The sequence below is a fragment of the Arthrobacter sp. D1-17 genome, assembly GCF_054130535.1.
Map to the genome: position 1 here is coordinate 4,045,386 of NZ_CP096382.1, position 15,970 is coordinate 4,061,355.

A 15,970-nucleotide genomic window follows, 5' to 3' on the forward strand; every position below is an offset into this window, starting at 1 on the left:
CGACCCGTCCGGCACAGGCCGTCGGATCAGGGGTGACCCTAGGGTATGCGCACTTCTGCCGCAAACGCAGAGGGAGGCTGCCATCTCAGCGACGGCAGCCTCCCTCGAGTTATGCGCCTATGGCGTCCATATAGCAGGACTCAGTGGAGTGATGGTGAGTGACTCCATTCTCGCCGTCCCCCTTCTGCGCAGAGGAGACGTCGTGTCACTTTGTCTCCTCCTGGTGCACGAAGTCGGATTCCCAGTTGTCCTTGGCCGCCTGGTCCTCGGTGACGGCCGTGGTACCTGGCACCGCCCGGTTCAGGTGCAGGAATTCGAGATGTGTCTCATAGTGGTCCAGTACATCGGTGATGACCTGTTCCTTGCTGTAACCGGCGAGGTCATAGCTGTGGCTCCCCTCGAGGGAGAAAACCTCCATCCGGTAGTACTTCGGTTCGAGCGCGGCATTGCCCGGGGCATAAGACGGGGTGTCGTACTGGACCGGGTAGATCTGGTACTTGAACGGGCGCTCATCGCAGAGCCTCACCAGCAGGTCGACGTGGCGGATGCCGCAGGTCTCAACGATGCCCGTCGTCAGGCTCACGTTGGCGTCCTGCGCCTTGAGCTCGTCGTACACCTCCTGCAACGCGGGCAGCGCCACGGTGTCCACGAAGCGGTCCGCCTGCTTCGGCCCCGGGTAGGTCATGGCCCGGTTGAGGCGCTGCCGCCACGTGCGGGACGACGATCCGTCTGCGCTGTGGCCGGAGATGATTCCCGGCAGGCTCGCGCGGTAGCTGTCGGCCAGCGAGTTTTCCACGCGCAGCGCCTTGAAGAGGCCTAGCATGATGAACAGCAGCAGGATCGAGAGCGGTAGACCCATGATGATCGTCGCGTTCTGCAGCGTCGTCACGCCGCCGACGGTCAGCATGGCGAGCGTCAGGAGACCGGTCACCAGGGCCCAGAAGACGCGCAGCCACTTGGGTCCGTCGGCGTTGGCGTCCTTCAGGTGGCTCGTGAAGTTGGCCATGACGAGGGCACCTGAATCGGCGGAGGTGACGTAGAAGAGCAGTCCGGTGAAGGTGGCCACACCGATGATCAGCGGCGCGGCGGGGTACTGCTCGAGGAGGCCGTAGAACGCCCGCTCCGGCTGGGCCATCGCCGTCTCCCCGAAGGCAGCATTACCGTTCATCACGATGTCGAGGGCGCTGTTGCCGAAGATCGAGATGAACACCAGGATGAACGCGAAGGGGACCATGAGGGTGCCCAGCACGAACTGTCGGATGGTGCGGCCGCGGGAGATGCGCGCGAGGAAGAGCCCTACGAAGGGAGCCCAGGCAATCCACCATGCCCAGAAGAAGAGTGTCCAGCCCTGCAGCCAGTCACCGGGCCGGTCATAGGCGAAGGCATCCAGCGTCATGGCCGGGAACCGGCTGAGCACGTCGCCGGTGTTCTGGATGATCGCGTCCAGCAGGAAGTTGGTCTTGCCGGTCAGGAGGATGAACACCATGAGGGCGAGGGCGAGGATCACGTTCAGCTCGGCGAGCCGGCGGATTCCTTTTTCGACGCCGGAGAGCACGGACGCGGTGGCCATGACAACGGCCACGACGATCAGGCCGATCTGCACGGCGACGTTCTCGGGCAAGCCGAACATGAGGCTGAGCCCGTAGTTAAGCTGCACGACGCCGATGCCCAGGGAGGTGGCGATGCCGAAGATGGTCCCGAGGAGGGCTGCGATGTCCACGCCGTCGCCGAGCGGACCGTTGATTTTTTTGCCGAAGATGGGGTACAGCGCGCTGCGGATACTCAGGGGCAGATTGTGCCGGTAGGCGAAATAGCCCAGGGCCAGTCCCATGAGCGCATACAGGGCCCAGCCCGTGATTCCGTAGTGGAACAGGGTGAGGACCATGGCCTGACGGGCGGCCTCGACGGTGCTGCCATCACCCTGCGGGGGAGCCAGGTACTGGGTCACGGGCTCGGACACCGAGAAGAACATCAGGTCGATGCCGATGCCGGCTGCGAAGAGCATTGACGCCCAGGTGAACATGCTGAACTGCGGCTTCGAATGGTCCGGGCCAAGCTTCGTCTTGCCCACCCGGGTCAGGGCGAGGACCAGGACGAACACCACCACGACGGTAACGATCAGGAAGTAGTACCAGCCCATGTTGGTGGATACCCAGGTAACCATGGACCCGATCAGGGCCTCGGCGCCTACGGCGTCGCTGATGGCCCAGATGGCGATCGCGAGGATCCCGGTGGCCGATCCGATAAAGACGGTCCAATTGACGCGGGTTCGAGCCGCGGGGGTCGTGTTACCGCCTCCAGTAAGTGTTACGGGCGGAGCGTCGGCTACCTGACTCATGTCGTCCCTCTCATTGTGCACCGCACATCATGGCGGTGTTTCGTGCGGGCGGAAATGGCGCGGGGCAAGGCCCGATCCGGGCAGATGGTGGCAATCGCGGACATTCGTCGTGGGCCATCAATGTAGCCGAACTCGTCCATGCCGCTTGAATCAATACTCTTATTGCGTTCCAATATCTGGACTCCTAAGTCAGAAAGCACGATGGTGATTACCCGTGACCGCCATTGGACGCGGGTGAAATCAACGGCAGGGCAGCGATTGTGGGCCCCCGGCCGTTTCCCCCAAGTGTTTTGCCTAGTCTGGCTGTGCCTACGCCGGTTCCTCCCTGAGAGGAGGCCAAGCGACTCCGCTGGGTGTGGCGTAGGTCATATGAGGAGAGTAGTTCACATTGAACATGTGTTCAAGATGTTCTGATAACGATGGTTCAAAAATAGTTCCCTTCGCGCGGTAGACCCGGGCTGATACGGAAAGCGCCGGTGGAGGGAGCATGCTGCACCCTCCACCGGGGTCGCCGGACCAGCGCCGGATCGCGCCGGGGCTCAGGCGAGGGACACGCTGAGCTGCGCCTCCGCCGTCGTTGTTTCGCCCCTCCGGCTGGCGCGGATGAGGTCCGCGCAGCGCTCCCCGATCATCATGACGGTGATGTTGGGATTGACCGTGACGTGTTCTGGCATGACGGAGGCATCGGCGACGCGCAGGCCGGTGACTCCCTTGACCCGCAACTCGGAGTCGAGCGGCGACGTGTCGTCGTCCGCCGGCCCCATGCGGACGGTGCCGACGGGGTGGTAAACGGTGTTGTGCGTCTTGCGGATGTAGTCCTGCAGTTCCTCATCCGTCTGCGCCTCGATACCAGGCGAGAGCTCGCGCCCGGCCCATTCGGCCATGGCAGGCTGCGCGGCGATTTCGCGGGCCTTGCGGATACCGGCGACCATCACGCGCATGTCGTGGCCCTCCGGATCGGTGAAGTACCGCGGATCGACCGCGGGCTTGTCGCGGAAGTCCCGGCTGCGCAGCCGGACCGTGCCGCGGGAGCGCGCGTGCGTGACGTTCGGGGTGAGGCTGAAGCCGTTCTCCGTGGTTGGGTACCCGTAGCGCAGCGTGTTCATGTCGAAGGGGACGGAGCCGTAGTGCATCATCAGGTCCGGGCGGTCCAGGCCTTCCTCGGTGGGGGTGAAGATGCCGATCTCCCACCACTGCGTCGACGTCTGCACCATCGGCTGCTTGGCCTCGAACTGCACGACGCCTTCGGGGTGGTCCTGCAGGTGCTCGCCCACGCCGGGGGAATCGACGAGGACGTCGATTCCGTGTCCGGCGAGGTGCGCGGCGGGGCCGATGCCGGAAAGCATGAGCAGCTTGGGCGAGTCGATGGCGCCGGTGGACAGCACGACCTCGCAACGGGCGGAGAGCCGGTGGGTCCGGCCGAATGCCGAGTCCACGACGTCGACGCCCGTGCAGCGCTTGTCCGCGTCAAACACCAGTTGGCGGGCGCGCAGGCCGGTCAGCAGGGTGAAGTTCGCGCGCTCAATGATCGGGTGGATGTAGGAGACCGAGCTGGAGGAACGCGTGCCGTCCGCGCGGCGGTTGATCTGAAAAAAGTTCGCGCCGTTGATCACGGTGGTGCCGGTGTTGAACTTCGCCCGCGGTATGCCGGCCTGTTCGCAGGCGTCCAGGAGTGCGACCCCCGCGGGATCCGCCGGGGGCACGTTCATCAGGTGCACGGGGCCTGAGTCGCCGTGGTGCGGCGCGTCCGGGCCGGCGTCCTCGTTGGTTTCCAGCCGCTGGTACAGTGGCCAGGCGGCGTCTGCGTTCCAGCCGGTGGCGCCGTACTTGGACTCCCACTCGTCCAGGTCTTCGCGGGGGGCCCAGAAGGCGATGCACGAGTTGTGGCTGGAGCAGCCGCCCATGACCTTGGCACGGGCGTGCCGCATGAAGGAGTTGCCGTTCTCCTGCGGTTCGACCGGGTAGTCCCAGTCGTAGCCGGATTCCAGCAGCTCCATCCAGCGGTCCAGCTGCAGGATCTCGGGCAGGCCGCGGTCGTCGGGTCCGGCCTCCACCAGCGCCACGGACAGGGCCGGGTCTTCGCTCAGCCGCGCGGCGACTGCAGCTCCAGCGGATCCGCCGCCGATGACGATGTAGTCGAATTCCCGGTCGTTGAGGTTCTCGACGTTGTCGGTATGCATCTAGTTCTCCTTGCCGTGGTCAGCGAACCAGCCCGTTACCTGCGGGTCGGTGTTCTGGTAGATGTGCTTGGCTTCCTGGTATTCGGCCAGACCTGTCGGGCCGAGCTCGCGTCCGACTCCTGACTGGCCGAAGCCGCCCCACTCGGCCTGCGGAAGGTAGGGGTGGTAGTCGTTGATCCAGACGGTGCCGTGCCGCAGCCGGGCGGCCACACGCTGTGCCTTGCCGGCGTCCTGGGTCCAGACCGCACCGGCCAGCCCGTAAATCGTGTCGTTGGCGATCTCCACGGCCTCGTCCTCGGTGCGGAACGTCTCGACGGTCACCACCGGGCCGAAGGCTTCGTCCTCGACGACGGACATCCCTTTGCAGACGCGGTCCAGGACGGTTGGCTGGTAGTAGAAACCGGCGTCGTACTTCTCCCCTTCAGGGGGCGCTCCACCGCACCGCAGCCGCGCACCCTCCCCCACTCCGCGCTGGACATAGGCGTGCACCTTCTCGCGGTGGGCAGCGGAAATCAGCGGCCCGGTTTCGGCAGCCTCATCGAAGGGGCCCCCGAGGCAGATGCCCTGCGCGCGGCGGACCAGCTCGTCCACGAAACGGTCGGCGATCGATTCCTCGACCACCAGCCGCGCCCCGGCGGAGCAGACCTGCCCGGAGTGCACGAATGCCCCGTTCAGGGCATTGTCGACGGCGGCGTCGAAGTCCGCGTCGGCGAACACCACGTTGGGGTTCTTGCCGCCGAGTTCCAGCGCCACCTTCTTCACGGTGCCGGCAGCGGCCGCGGCGATGCGCTTTCCGGTCTCCAGTCCGCCGGTAAAAGAGACAAGGTCGACGGCGGGATGTTCCGAGAGCGGTGCACCCGCCTCCGCGCCGGGGCCCGTCACGAGATTGGCGACGCCGTCCGGCAGGCCCAGGTCCTGCAGGAGCTGCATGGCCAGGATGGCGGTCGACGGCGTCAGCTCGGAGGGCTTGAGCACGAAAGTGCAGCCGGCGGCCAGGGCGGGCGCGATCTTCCACGCGGCCTGGAGCAGCGGGTAGTTCCACGGCGTGATCAGGCCGCAGACACCCACCGGCTCGTAGACGATCTTGCTGACGACGGCGGGATCCCCGGCATCGACAACGCGGCCCGCCTGCTGCCCGGCGAGCCGGCCGAAATATTCGAAGCAGGCGGCAATGTCGTCGATGTCGATCCGGCTTTCGACGATCCGCTTTCCGGTGTCCAGCGATTCGGCGCGGGCGAATTTCTCGCGGCGTTCCCGCAGTTCAGCGGCGACCTTGAGAAGGAAGGCGCCTCGCTCTGGTGCCGGGACCGAGGCCCAGACGCCGGAGTCGAAGGCGGCCCGGGCAGCAGCGATGGCGCGCTCCGCGTCGTCCCGGCCGGCCTCGGACACGGTGGCGACCAGTTCGCCGTCGGCCGGATTGTGGATTTTGCGTACCGCACCGGACGCGGCCGGCTCCCACCGGCCGCTGATGAACAGGGTGGAAGCGGCATCGGTCAGTAACAGGTGAGCTGGTGTGTCGTGGGTCATACGATGCAGGTTAGCCGATGTTGAACAGGTGTTCAATGCTTTTGTTGAACATGTGTTCAATGACGCGCGTGTCCAGGCTACGCACGGAGGGATGGATGGCGGGAGTCAGGGACTACAGGGACGCGGCGCCCGGGCCTTGCTGGCTTTCCCGCGGACCGGCGAAGGCGATCTGCTCCGTCCGGGCGAGGTTTCGCTGGATAGATGCCTTGTCTACGCCAAGGAGTGCCGTCAACCACATGCCGTTTTGGACAACGACAATGTCGGCTGCCCGTTCCCTGCACTCATCGCGGGAAAGTTCGGGCTTGGCGTTGGCGATCAGCGCTGCAAGCCCATCGAGGTACCGCTCGAACGCCGCGGCATTAATCACCGCAAAGTCTTCATGGGCCTGAGCGAGAGCCCAAAGGTGGAGACGCAGGGACAGATAGCGCGTGGTCAGGAGTTCCGGGCCCGCAACGCGCCGGAGGGCCGCGCGGAGCTGTTCGTCCGGGGGCGACGTCGGGTCCGGCGCGACCAGCATGAGGTCGTGCTCGTCGATGCGGCGCAGGGCCGCGCGGATCAGGCTGGACTTGTCTTCGTAGTAGTAGTTCACTAGCCCCAGTGCAACGCCGGCTTCGCGCGCCACGGCACGCATATTCACGCCTGAGATCCCATGGCGCGACAGCAGATCCAGCGCCGCTTCGAGAATGCGCGACTGCCTGTCAACCTGTTCGCCGGAGTTCACGGTGCCTGTATCCACCCGGTCAGACTATTGCGAAACCCCGATGAGTGCATCTCGCTGCCAGCCAGGGGAAGGCCGGGGTGCAATCCCCGGACTCACTTTGGTTGGGGCTGCATCAACTGCTTCCCCAAGGTTTTTACAAGGTATCCACGAGGGAGCGGCGGCATAATGTAGCTCCGGACGGAGTTCCGAGCAGCATTCGCCCAGCAGGCTTCCGGCGGGAACCGGCGCTTATTGGCACCGAACGAGGCACCGGATGACACCGGCTGAGGCTTTTACTGCCGCCTAGGAATGGTGTTATCGATGAAGAAGACCGTCCGCTGGCTTAGCCACATTGTTGTCCTCTCCCTTGTCGTCGCCGGCGGTTTGTTGGGTGTCAACAGCGCCGCGCAGGCGGCCACTGTCGGAACTCCGAGCCTCACATATTCCGGCGTGCAGAACCCTCCGACGGCGGATAAGCCGCAGAGCAAGTTGTGGTGGAATGACGGTTCGTGGTGGGCGAGCATGTGGAAGACCGGCAGCGGATGGAGCATTTACCGCCTAAACCGGGGCACGGCCACCTGGGTGGACACCGGGGTGCGGACCGACCCGAGGGCCAGCACGTCATCGGATACCTTGTGGGACGGAACGCACTTGTACATCGCCCACAATGTCGTGACGACGGGGAATTCTGCGTCCGGACAACCGGCCAGGTTGTTCCGCTACAGCTATTTTGGCGGGAAATACACGCTAAGCAGTGGTTTCCCAGTCGCGATCTCGAACAACAGCAGCGAGTCACTGAGCATCGCGAAGGACTCCAAGGGGGCCATCTGGGCCACTTGGACCCAGGTCTCCGGCAGCACCAGCAGGGTCTATGTGAACCATTCACTGCCCGGCGGGGCGGGCTGGGGGAGGCCGTTTGTGGTTCCCGCAGCCCAGGACCCGAGCCCGACACCTGATGACCTTTCCGCAATTGTCGCTTATGACGGCGACGAAATCGGGATCATGTGGACCGATCAGGCCACCGGGACGGCGTGGTGGGCCACGCATGAGGACGACGAAAGTCCGAGAAGCGCCTCATCGTGGAAGGTGAAACAGGCCATCAAGGGCAACAAACGTGTGGATGACCACCTGAACATTAAGACTTTGCAGGCCGATGCCAGCGGCCGGGTATTCGCCGCTGTGAAGACGAGCCTCGATGATGGCTCTTCCGATCCGGCGCTGGCCCAGTTGCTGCTGGTGGTGTTCAAACCGGCCACAGGCTCCTTCAGCCAGACCACCATCGCCAGGACTGGGGATTGTGTCAGCCGCCCGCAAATCATGCTTGATACCGCGAACAACCTGGTCCGTGCGTTCTACACCGCGCCCTCGACCTCTGTCAGGGGCTGCGCCTTCCCGGGAGTAGCGGGAAGTATCTACGAAAAAACAGCGTCAATGGATAACCCGGTCTTTGGCTCTGGCCGGGGGAAAGCTGTTATTGAAGATGCAGCGTCACCCCATATGAATAATGTGACCAGCTCCAAGCAGAGCGTGAACGCTACGACCGGGATCGTCGTCATGGCCAGCAACCATGTCACCAAGCGCTACTGGTTCTCCGACCGCCGGCTCGGCACCACCAGCGCACCCGCCGGCCCGGCTCCCGTGAATTCCATCGGGGCTGCTGACACCGTGGCCGCCGGCGCTGACGGAGTGTTGTGGAGCTATCGGTCCAACGGCAGGGGCGGCCTGCAGCCCCGGATTAAGATCGGTTCGGGCTGGACCGGGCTGAAAAACGGCTTCACCACTGACTGGAATCAGGACGGTGTTTTCGACCTGGTTGCCCAGTGGAAAGACGGCCGCCTGAGCTACCACCAGGGAAACCCAGCGGGAGGATTCGCCCCGGGTCAGGTCATCGGCTCCGGATGGGGCGGCTACCACGTCACCGTGGGCCGCTGGCGCAAAGCTGATAGATATCCAGGCGTCGTGGCCTACGACGCAGCCGGTGCTCTCTGGCACTATCCCAACCGCACAGGAAAGACCCTCGGAAGCCGCACCAGGATCGGTAACGGCTGGAACGGCCTGTACATCACCATGGCCGATTATGACCGGGACGGCTCGCAGGACCTTCTGGTTAAGCGCAATGACGGGGCCATGCTGCTGTACCGTTCCAACGGAACAGGCACGTTCCACCCCGGGCCTCGACCGTCAACCGGCGGGAACTGGAGCGGCATCAACAGCGTCACCAAAGTCGAAGGATTCCGGGGTTCCGGCACGCATGGGCTGATTGCCCGGCTCACCGACGGCAGGCTCGCCTACTACCCCATGCGGAATGGAACCTGGGGAACCCGCGTTCTCCTCAGCGGCGGTTGGGGGCCCTACAGCATCTTCCGGTAATCAATTCGGACGGGCGCGCCTAGAATTGCGGATTATGACGTCCCGATCCCGTGAGCCGCTCGGCCAGCGTGCCACCATCCTGGATGTTGCAGCCGCCGCCGGCGTCTCCCGCCAAACTGTCACCCGCGCCATGAATGACATGGCCGGTATCAGCCCGGCAACACGGGAGCGTGTCCGGACGTTGGCGGCCGAACTCGGATACACCCCAAGCCGTTTCGCGAAAGGCCTGGTTCAGGGTGCCCACGTCTCCGTCGGCCTGGCCGTTCCTGACCTGACAAACCCGTACTTCCCCGCATTCGCCTCAAGTGTGGTGGAGGCTGCCACTCAGCGAAGCTGGAATGTGGTGGTGGACGACTACGGTCATGGCACCGGAAGTTCTTTGGACGCCGTCGCGCGGCTGGCGCCCCAGGTGGACGCCTTGATCGGCTATCTGGATGAGCAGTCCGACGGTGCGCAAACCCTCATGGGCCGGCGCCCGGTAGTAATTCTGGACCATCCGGCAGGCCAGGCCGCGGGCGCCATTTCGTTCGACTATCCCCACGCAGCCCGGCTTGCTCTAAACCACCTGACAGCCCGTGGCTGCCGTAGCATCGCCTATCTGGACTCGAACCAGGGCGGCACCGCTGCCGGCCGTGGCGCTGCAGTAGCTGCAGTGGCGGCCGAAGCCGGTGTTGACCTGAAGTGCTGCAGTGCTGCCCCCACTGCCCGTGCGGCACGGGACGTCATCGCCGGTCTGTTATCGCGCCAGGAGCAGATTGACGGGCTCCTGGCGTTCAACGATCTGATGGCAGCAGGGGCCCTCAAGGCCCTGCAGGACTCCGGCAAGTCCGTACCTGCGGACTGTGCCGTGGTTGGCATGGACGGGATACCCCTGGGAGAGCTGCTAACTCCCGAGCTGACCACGCTCTCCCTGGACCTTCGCGCGGTTGGCAGGACCGCCGTCGACCTCCTCGAAGGACTGCTGTCCGGCTCTGTCCCGGCGGGAAGTGCGGAGGCGTCTTTGACCCTCCGGCACGAACTGATTGTCCGCCAGTCGGCCTGACGCTCTACTCAAAATAAACGGGACGGGCTAAGCTGTTCCGCAGACGTGAACGTTCACGAATCCCCGTCAGCCCCCGTTAGCAAGGAATATCCATGTCAGTTCAGTCACGCTCCGCAGCGGCCGGCCTTGCCCCGGCTGCGGTCCCCGTCGGCACATCCCGCAGTCTCGAGCTCGGCGCTGAGGACGGGCGGGAGCTGTCCTCCGTGGCTCCGGGCAGGGGCTCCCTCCCTGCCCGGGCCTACCTCTCCAGCGACGCCCCAAGGCTCTCGCTCAACGGGGACTGGCGGTTCCGCCTGAGTGCCGGGGTACGCTCGGCACCGGCCGACGGATGGCAGCTGGGGAAGGATTTGGCCGGATTCGAAACCCTGCCCGTCCCCTCCAGCTGGCCCATGCACGGCCACGGCTCCCCCGCGTACACGAACATCCAGTTCCCCTTTGCCGTGGAACCTCCGCACGTTCCCGAGGCAAACCCCATCGGCGATCACGTGGTGAGCTTCACAGCCGGGCCGGAATTTTTGCCAAAGGCCCTGCTGCGGTTTGACGGCGTCGAGTCTGCGGGAACGGTGTGGCTGAACGAGGTGGAGCTCGGAACCACCCGCGGAAGCAGGCTTCCTCATGAATTCGACGTCTCGGGCATTCTGGTTGAGGGAACCAATACCCTCGCCGTCCGGGTGGCCCAATTCTCAGCTGCCAGCTACGTGGAGGACCAGGACATGTGGTGGCTGCCCGGCATCTTTCGTGACGTCACGTTGCAGGCCCGGCCCGCTGGCGGCATTGATGACGTGTTCGTCCACGCCGGGTATGACCATGTCAGTGGCGAAGGCATCCTCAAGGTAGAGGTGAGCCGGAACGGCCAGGCGATTGACGCCGTCGTCCGCGTTCCGGAGCTGGACCTGGAACTGGCCGCCGGCACGGAGCTGCGTATGCCGGGAGTGGAACCATGGTCAGCCGAAGTCCCGCGGCTTTACGACGCGACCGCCAGCACGCCTGGCGAGTCCGTGGCGCTGCGGCTGGGCTTCCGCAGCATCACCATTGACGACGCGCAATTCAAGGTCAACGGCAGGCGCATCCTTTTGCGCGGCGTCAACCGCCACGAACACCATCCCCGTCTGGGCCGCGTCGTGCCGCGGGACATGGTGGAGGCGGAGCTGCGGCTCATGAAGCAGCACAACATCAACGCCATCCGTACCTCGCACTATCCGCCGCACCCGGAATTCCTCGCCTTGGCAGACCGGCTAGGTTTCTACGTGGTTCTCGAGTGTGACCTGGAGACTCACGGCTTTGAGAGCGCCGGCTGGGCCCAGAATCCGAGTGATGATCCGCAATGGCAGACAGCACTGCTGGACCGGATGCGCCGGACGGTTGAGAGGGACAAAAACCACCCGTCCGTGATCATGTGGTCACTGGGTAACGAGGCAGGCACCGGGAGGAATCTTGCAGCCATGTCGCGCTGGACAAAGGACCGCGACCCGTCACGCCCCATCCACTATGAAGGCGACTGGTCCTGCGCCTACGTGGACGTGTACTCGCGGATGTACGCAAGCCAGGCGGAAACCGAGCTGATTGGCCAGGGCATTGAGCCGGCAGTGGAGGATGCGGAGCTGGATGCGCGACGGCGGGCCATGCCGTTTGTGCTCTGCGAATACGTGCACGCCATGGGGAACGGCCCCGGCGGCATGAGCGAATACCAAGACCTGTTTGACCGGTATCCACGACTGATGGGCGGGTTCGTCTGGGAATGGCTGGAGCACGGTATCACAGCTTCCTCCGCGGACGGCAGCGAATACTTCGCCTACGGTGGGGATTTCGGTGAGGAGGTCCACGACGGGAACTTCGTGACCGATGGCCTTGTCGACGCAAACCGCAAACCCCGCCCCGGGCTCCTCGATTTCAAGAAGGTCATCGAGCCGCTCCGCATTCACGTCATGGAGGACTGGTCCGGATTCCGACTCCGCAACGGCCACGACTTTGCGGACACCTCGATGTTCAGCTTCCGTTACAGCGTGGAGGCCGACGGTGTCACGCTCAAGGCCGGGACAGTGGACGTTGCACCGTTGACACCTCAAGCCGAGACGTTTGTCCCGTTGCCTGCCGAAGTCGGCCGGCTGGCTGCCGAACGGCTGCCCGGCAGGGGGCCCGCAGTGCTCACCGTCAGCGCTGTTCTTGCCGCTGATTCACCCTGGGCTGCCCGGGGTCATGAGGTCGCCTGGGGCCAGGCCGTCCATGAACCGGCCCAGACTCTCCTTCCGGGCGCGTTTGAACGCGTCACGGCCTTAGATCATGAACTACGGCTGGGCCCCGCGGTGTTCAGCCGGACCACCGGCATGCCCACCCGAATCGGCGGCATCCCGGTCGAGAAGATGGGGCTGGCGCTGTGGTGGCCGCCCACGGACAACGACCTGGGCAGTGAGTGGGGAGACGCGCGTCCGCTTGCCATGCACTGGAAGGACGCCGGACTTCACCGGCTCCACACCCGGCTGCTGGGCATCAGTGCAGAAACCGCTCCTGAGGGAGGAGAAATTCTGTCCGTCCGAACCCGGATGGGAGCTGCGGGCAAGCAGTTCGGGGTGCTCGTGGACTACTCATGGACCAGCGACGGCGAATCCCTGGCCCTCAGGACCCGGGTCCGGCCCGAGGGCACATGGGTGAACGCCGGTTTCGAGGTGGAGTGGGCGCGGATAGGCCTGGAGCTTGTGCTGGCCAGCCAAACCAGGTCGGTGAGCTGGTATGGGCAGGGCCCGCACCAGAGCTACCCGGACACCGGCCACGGGAACCGTAGAGGATGGTTTGCGCTGCCGCTCGCCGAGATGGACGTGGACTACGTGCGGCCGCAGGAATGCGGAGCGCGGTCCGGGGTAAGGTCAGCGGCTCTCGACCTTGAAGGCAGCACCCTGAATATATCCGGGCAGCCGTTTGCCCTTACTGTGCGCCCCTACAGCCTGGAAACCCTCGACGCGGCCCCGCACCGCCCTGACCTGCTCGCTGACGGGAGGAGCTATGTGTACGTGGACCACGTCCTGCGAGGGGTCGGAACTGCCGCCTGCGGACCCGGTGTCCTCGAACCGTATCGGTTGAGGCCCAGGGAGGCTGACTTTACCCTGGCCTTGCGCGTGAAGGGCTGAGCTACAGGATGGTGGTGTCCACTGTGGCAGCTGCCGCCCCCGTCTGCGCTGGTTCGGCAGGAAGCCCCTTGACAACTGAACGTGACCTGCAGCTATGTCACGCTTGGAGCCTGGAGGCTGGTTCTGGCTGTTGCGGGCGGCCGGCCGGTGAGCGAAGCAACGACTTGATGTGCCATCCGGCCCTTTTGCTTGCTGCTGTGCCGGGCAGCCACCGGCACAGGCTCCAGTAACCGACCCCGAGTACGAGTGAAGCTAACACAGCCAGGAACGGATTGATCGAAAGCAGTACGGGGTAGACCAACCAGTGGGTGAGGTAGATGAACAGCGAAGCTGCGGCCAGCCAGCCGATTGCCCGGCGCAGCACGGCAGGAACCGGCAGCGCCGGCACCCACACCAGAAGCAGGACGCCAGCGGCCACGGCCGCCTCCCGCACCGTGTTGTGGAAGAAACCCGGCAGGGTCAGCAGCGTGATGATCGAGACCGTCCAGCGTTGGAGGCCCGTGCGGGCGCGTGCCAGTGCCCAGCCCAACGCGAAGAGCCAAAACACCGGCGCAGGCTTGGGCAGGCCGGGATCCACAATGTCGTAGCGGCTCAGCAAGGCAAGGGCCACCAGGCCCAGCGCAAAGCAGAAGGGCGCACGTCGCTCACAGCGCTCGGCCCAGGGAATGGCCAGGAGCGCTGTCACGGCCAGGAGGACGTAGACGAGCATTTCCACAAACCAGAAGTGCCACTGGGTCGTCAGCTCCTCGGGCCCCAGCATGGCGTTGAGCAGGAAGATGTTGGCGATGGTGTAGTGGTCTGTGAGCAGATAGGCGACAGCGATGAACGCCATGGAGGGCACTGCTATCCGTGCCAGGCCGCGGAGCTGGCGGCGCAACCGTGGTGCTCTCTCGCCGGCCAGCTGGAACCGCGCGAAGTTGTAGCCCGCCACCACGAAGAGCAGGTGGGCGATTTGGAACGTGAAGAGTCCAACGTGCGTGGCCACTATGCACACGATGGCGGCCGCCCTGAGCACAATGGACGTCTCCAGGAAGGACACGATGCGGAGCCGCTTGGGCTTCCGGCGCCGTTCCAGCTCCTTCACGGGTACGAGGTGCCAATCGGGTGGCAGCTGTCCCAGTGCCTGTTCCAGCCGCACGGAAATCGCGACATAGGACAGGGAATCGCCGTCCAGGGACACGAACGTGTCATTGTCAGCGACCTGGGAACATTCCAGGACCTCTGCGAAGATGCGCCGGATGTCGGCCGGCCCCTCCGTTGCCGGCGCGCTGGAGACGGTCGGAGCAGCGGCCGAATCAGATACGGCAAGCCGGCGGACCGCAGGGTAGTCCAGCTTGCCGGTGGCCAGGCGCGGCAGGGACTCTACCGGGTGCACCGCGACGGCGGTGCGGGGCAACCCGACGGTGCCGGACAGGACCTTGGTGAGCATTCCGGCGTCGTGGTCGCCCTCGACGGCAACCACAAGGAGGTCATCGGAACCGGCGGCGGCCGCGCTGATCCCCATGTCGGCGAAGATGCGCTCCACCTGGCCGAGGTCCACGCGCAAGCCTACGATTTTTACAAACCGGCTGCGGCGGCCGACGACCTCGTACAGTCCGTTCGGGTGCCGGCGCGCGAGGTCACCGGTGCGCAGTTCGTGCACGTTCCGGCCCAGCGCGAGGTCCTCCGGGCTCTCGGCGTAGCCGAGCATGACGTTGGGGCCGGTGTAGACCAGCTCCCCGTCCGCCAGGTCCTCCACCGGGTCAATGCGGAAGGCTCCGCCCGGCACCGGGACGCCGATGGTCTCTGGGTGGTCGGCGGCCAGATCCGGTGGCAGGTAAGCCATGCGTGCCGTTGCCTCTGTTGCCCCGTACATGACGAAGAGGTCCCAGCCGCGGCGCTGCCCGGTCTCCGCCCAGGAACGGACGTTCTTCGGCGCCAGCCTCCCGCCCGCCTGGGTGACGTAACGCAGGTGCGGCAGATCCGCCTCCGCGAAACCCACCCGTTCGAGAAGCTCGAAGGTGTAGGGAACGGCAGCGAAGGAGGTGGCCTGCCGGTTCCGGAACAGGTCCCAGAAGCAGGGGTCCACCACCGAAAGGTCGGTGAGTACCAGCCCTGCCCCGCGGATGAGGTGGCTGTTGATCACCGACAGGCCGTAGCAATAGTGCAGGGGTAACGTGGTGGCGGCGCGGTCCTCGGGTCCGATGTGCAGGTACTCGGCAATGGCCTCGGCGTTGGCGGTGAGGTTGGTGTGCGAGAGCCGCACCAGTTTCGGGGAGCCTGTCGAACCCGAGGTGCTCAGGAGCAGCGCCAATTCGGGATGCAGCTCATGCCGGGACCCGGTACGCCGCTCCTCAAGCAGAGGTGTCCCGCCGCCGTCGCCCGGGCGCAGCAGCACGTCCGGATCGTAGGCGCCCAGCAGGGAGGCCAGGGCCTCGGGCTTGTCCGCCGGGGCCAGCAAAAGCACATGCCCCGCTGACAGGGCCGCGAGATAGCTGACGAGCGAGTCCAGGTCATTGCGTGCCGCCAGCACCACCAGCCGGCGGCCGGTCCCCAGCCGGGCGGCAAGGTCGTCAACACGGCATGCAAGCTCCCGGTACGTCAGGACTCCGTCTGATGTGAGGACGGCGGGGCGGTCGCCGTGGCGGGCGAGGTCGGCGAAGGCGACCCGGGCGAGATCTGGCTGCGCGGTCAATGCGTCACCCGGGCTTT

At 65.2% G+C, this 15,970-nt stretch carries 8 protein-coding genes; 3 read left to right on the forward strand and 5 right to left on the reverse strand.

All coding sequences use genetic code 11. The annotated features are described in order from the left end of the window. Window positions 1-205 precede the first annotated feature (205 nt). From betT to M1E01_RS18760, 4 genes are all read right to left on the reverse strand, one after another. A complete protein-coding gene (betT, locus tag M1E01_RS18745) occupies window positions 206-2,338 on the reverse strand; it encodes a choline BCCT transporter BetT (RefSeq protein WP_457973016.1) in 2,133 nt (710 codons plus the stop codon). A gap of 539 nt (window positions 2,339-2,877) precedes the next feature. Continuing rightward, window positions 2,878-4,518: a GMC family oxidoreductase gene (locus M1E01_RS18750; RefSeq protein WP_457973017.1), complete on the reverse strand. Its 1,641-nt coding sequence runs from the start codon at window positions 4,516-4,518 to the stop codon at window positions 2,878-2,880. Next, entirely contained in the window at window positions 4,519-6,045 is a 1,527-nt protein-coding gene (locus tag M1E01_RS18755) for an aldehyde dehydrogenase family protein (RefSeq protein WP_457973018.1), read from the reverse strand. A 112-nt stretch (window positions 6,046-6,157) separates the two neighbouring features. Beyond that, window positions 6,158-6,781, reverse strand: coding sequence for a TetR/AcrR family transcriptional regulator (locus M1E01_RS18760; RefSeq protein ID WP_457973019.1), 624 nt, complete (start codon window positions 6,779-6,781; stop codon window positions 6,158-6,160). Window positions 6,782-7,066: 285 nt separating this feature from the next. Between M1E01_RS18760 and M1E01_RS18765 the strand changes: the two genes are divergently transcribed. From M1E01_RS18765 to M1E01_RS18775, 3 genes are all read left to right on the forward strand, one after another. Beyond that, entirely contained in the window at window positions 7,067-9,115 is a 2,049-nt protein-coding gene (locus tag M1E01_RS18765; protein ID WP_457973020.1) for an FG-GAP repeat domain-containing protein, read from the forward strand. Window positions 9,116-9,149: 34 nt separating this feature from the next. Beyond that, window positions 9,150-10,157 carry a LacI family DNA-binding transcriptional regulator gene (locus M1E01_RS18770; RefSeq protein WP_457973021.1) on the forward strand — a complete coding sequence of 336 codons (1,008 nt, stop codon included), beginning with the start codon at window positions 9,150-9,152 and terminating at the stop codon, window positions 10,155-10,157. A gap of 92 nt (window positions 10,158-10,249) precedes the next feature. Then, window positions 10,250-13,279 (forward strand): glycoside hydrolase family 2 TIM barrel-domain containing protein, encoded by a 3,030-nt coding sequence (locus M1E01_RS18775; protein ID WP_457973022.1) that lies wholly within the window; start codon window positions 10,250-10,252, stop codon window positions 13,277-13,279. Between the two features lie 97 nt (window positions 13,280-13,376). Here M1E01_RS18775 and M1E01_RS18780 read toward each other — a convergent pair whose 3' ends face one another. Beyond that, window positions 13,377-15,953 (reverse strand): AMP-binding protein, encoded by a 2,577-nt coding sequence (locus M1E01_RS18780; protein WP_457973023.1) that lies wholly within the window; start codon window positions 15,951-15,953, stop codon window positions 13,377-13,379. Between the last annotated feature and the right edge of the window lie 17 nt (window positions 15,954-15,970).

Excerpts from the sequence above, each read along its gene's own strand:
- betT (WP_457973016.1), bottom strand. The coding sequence starts at position 2,338 with ATGAGTCAGGTAGCCGACGCTCCGCCCGTAACACTTACTGGAGGCGGT.
- M1E01_RS18750 (WP_457973017.1), bottom strand. The coding sequence starts at position 4,518 with ATGCATACCGACAACGTCGAGAACCTCAACGACCGGGAATTCGACTAC.
- M1E01_RS18755 (WP_457973018.1), bottom strand. The coding sequence starts at position 6,045 with ATGACCCACGACACACCAGCTCACCTGTTACTGACCGATGCCGCTTCC.
- M1E01_RS18765 (WP_457973020.1), top strand. The coding sequence starts at position 7,067 with ATGAAGAAGACCGTCCGCTGGCTTAGCCACATTGTTGTCCTCTCCCTT.
- M1E01_RS18770 (WP_457973021.1), top strand. The coding sequence starts at position 9,150 with ATGACGTCCCGATCCCGTGAGCCGCTCGGCCAGCGTGCCACCATCCTG.
- M1E01_RS18775 (WP_457973022.1), top strand. The coding sequence starts at position 10,250 with ATGTCAGTTCAGTCACGCTCCGCAGCGGCCGGCCTTGCCCCGGCTGCG.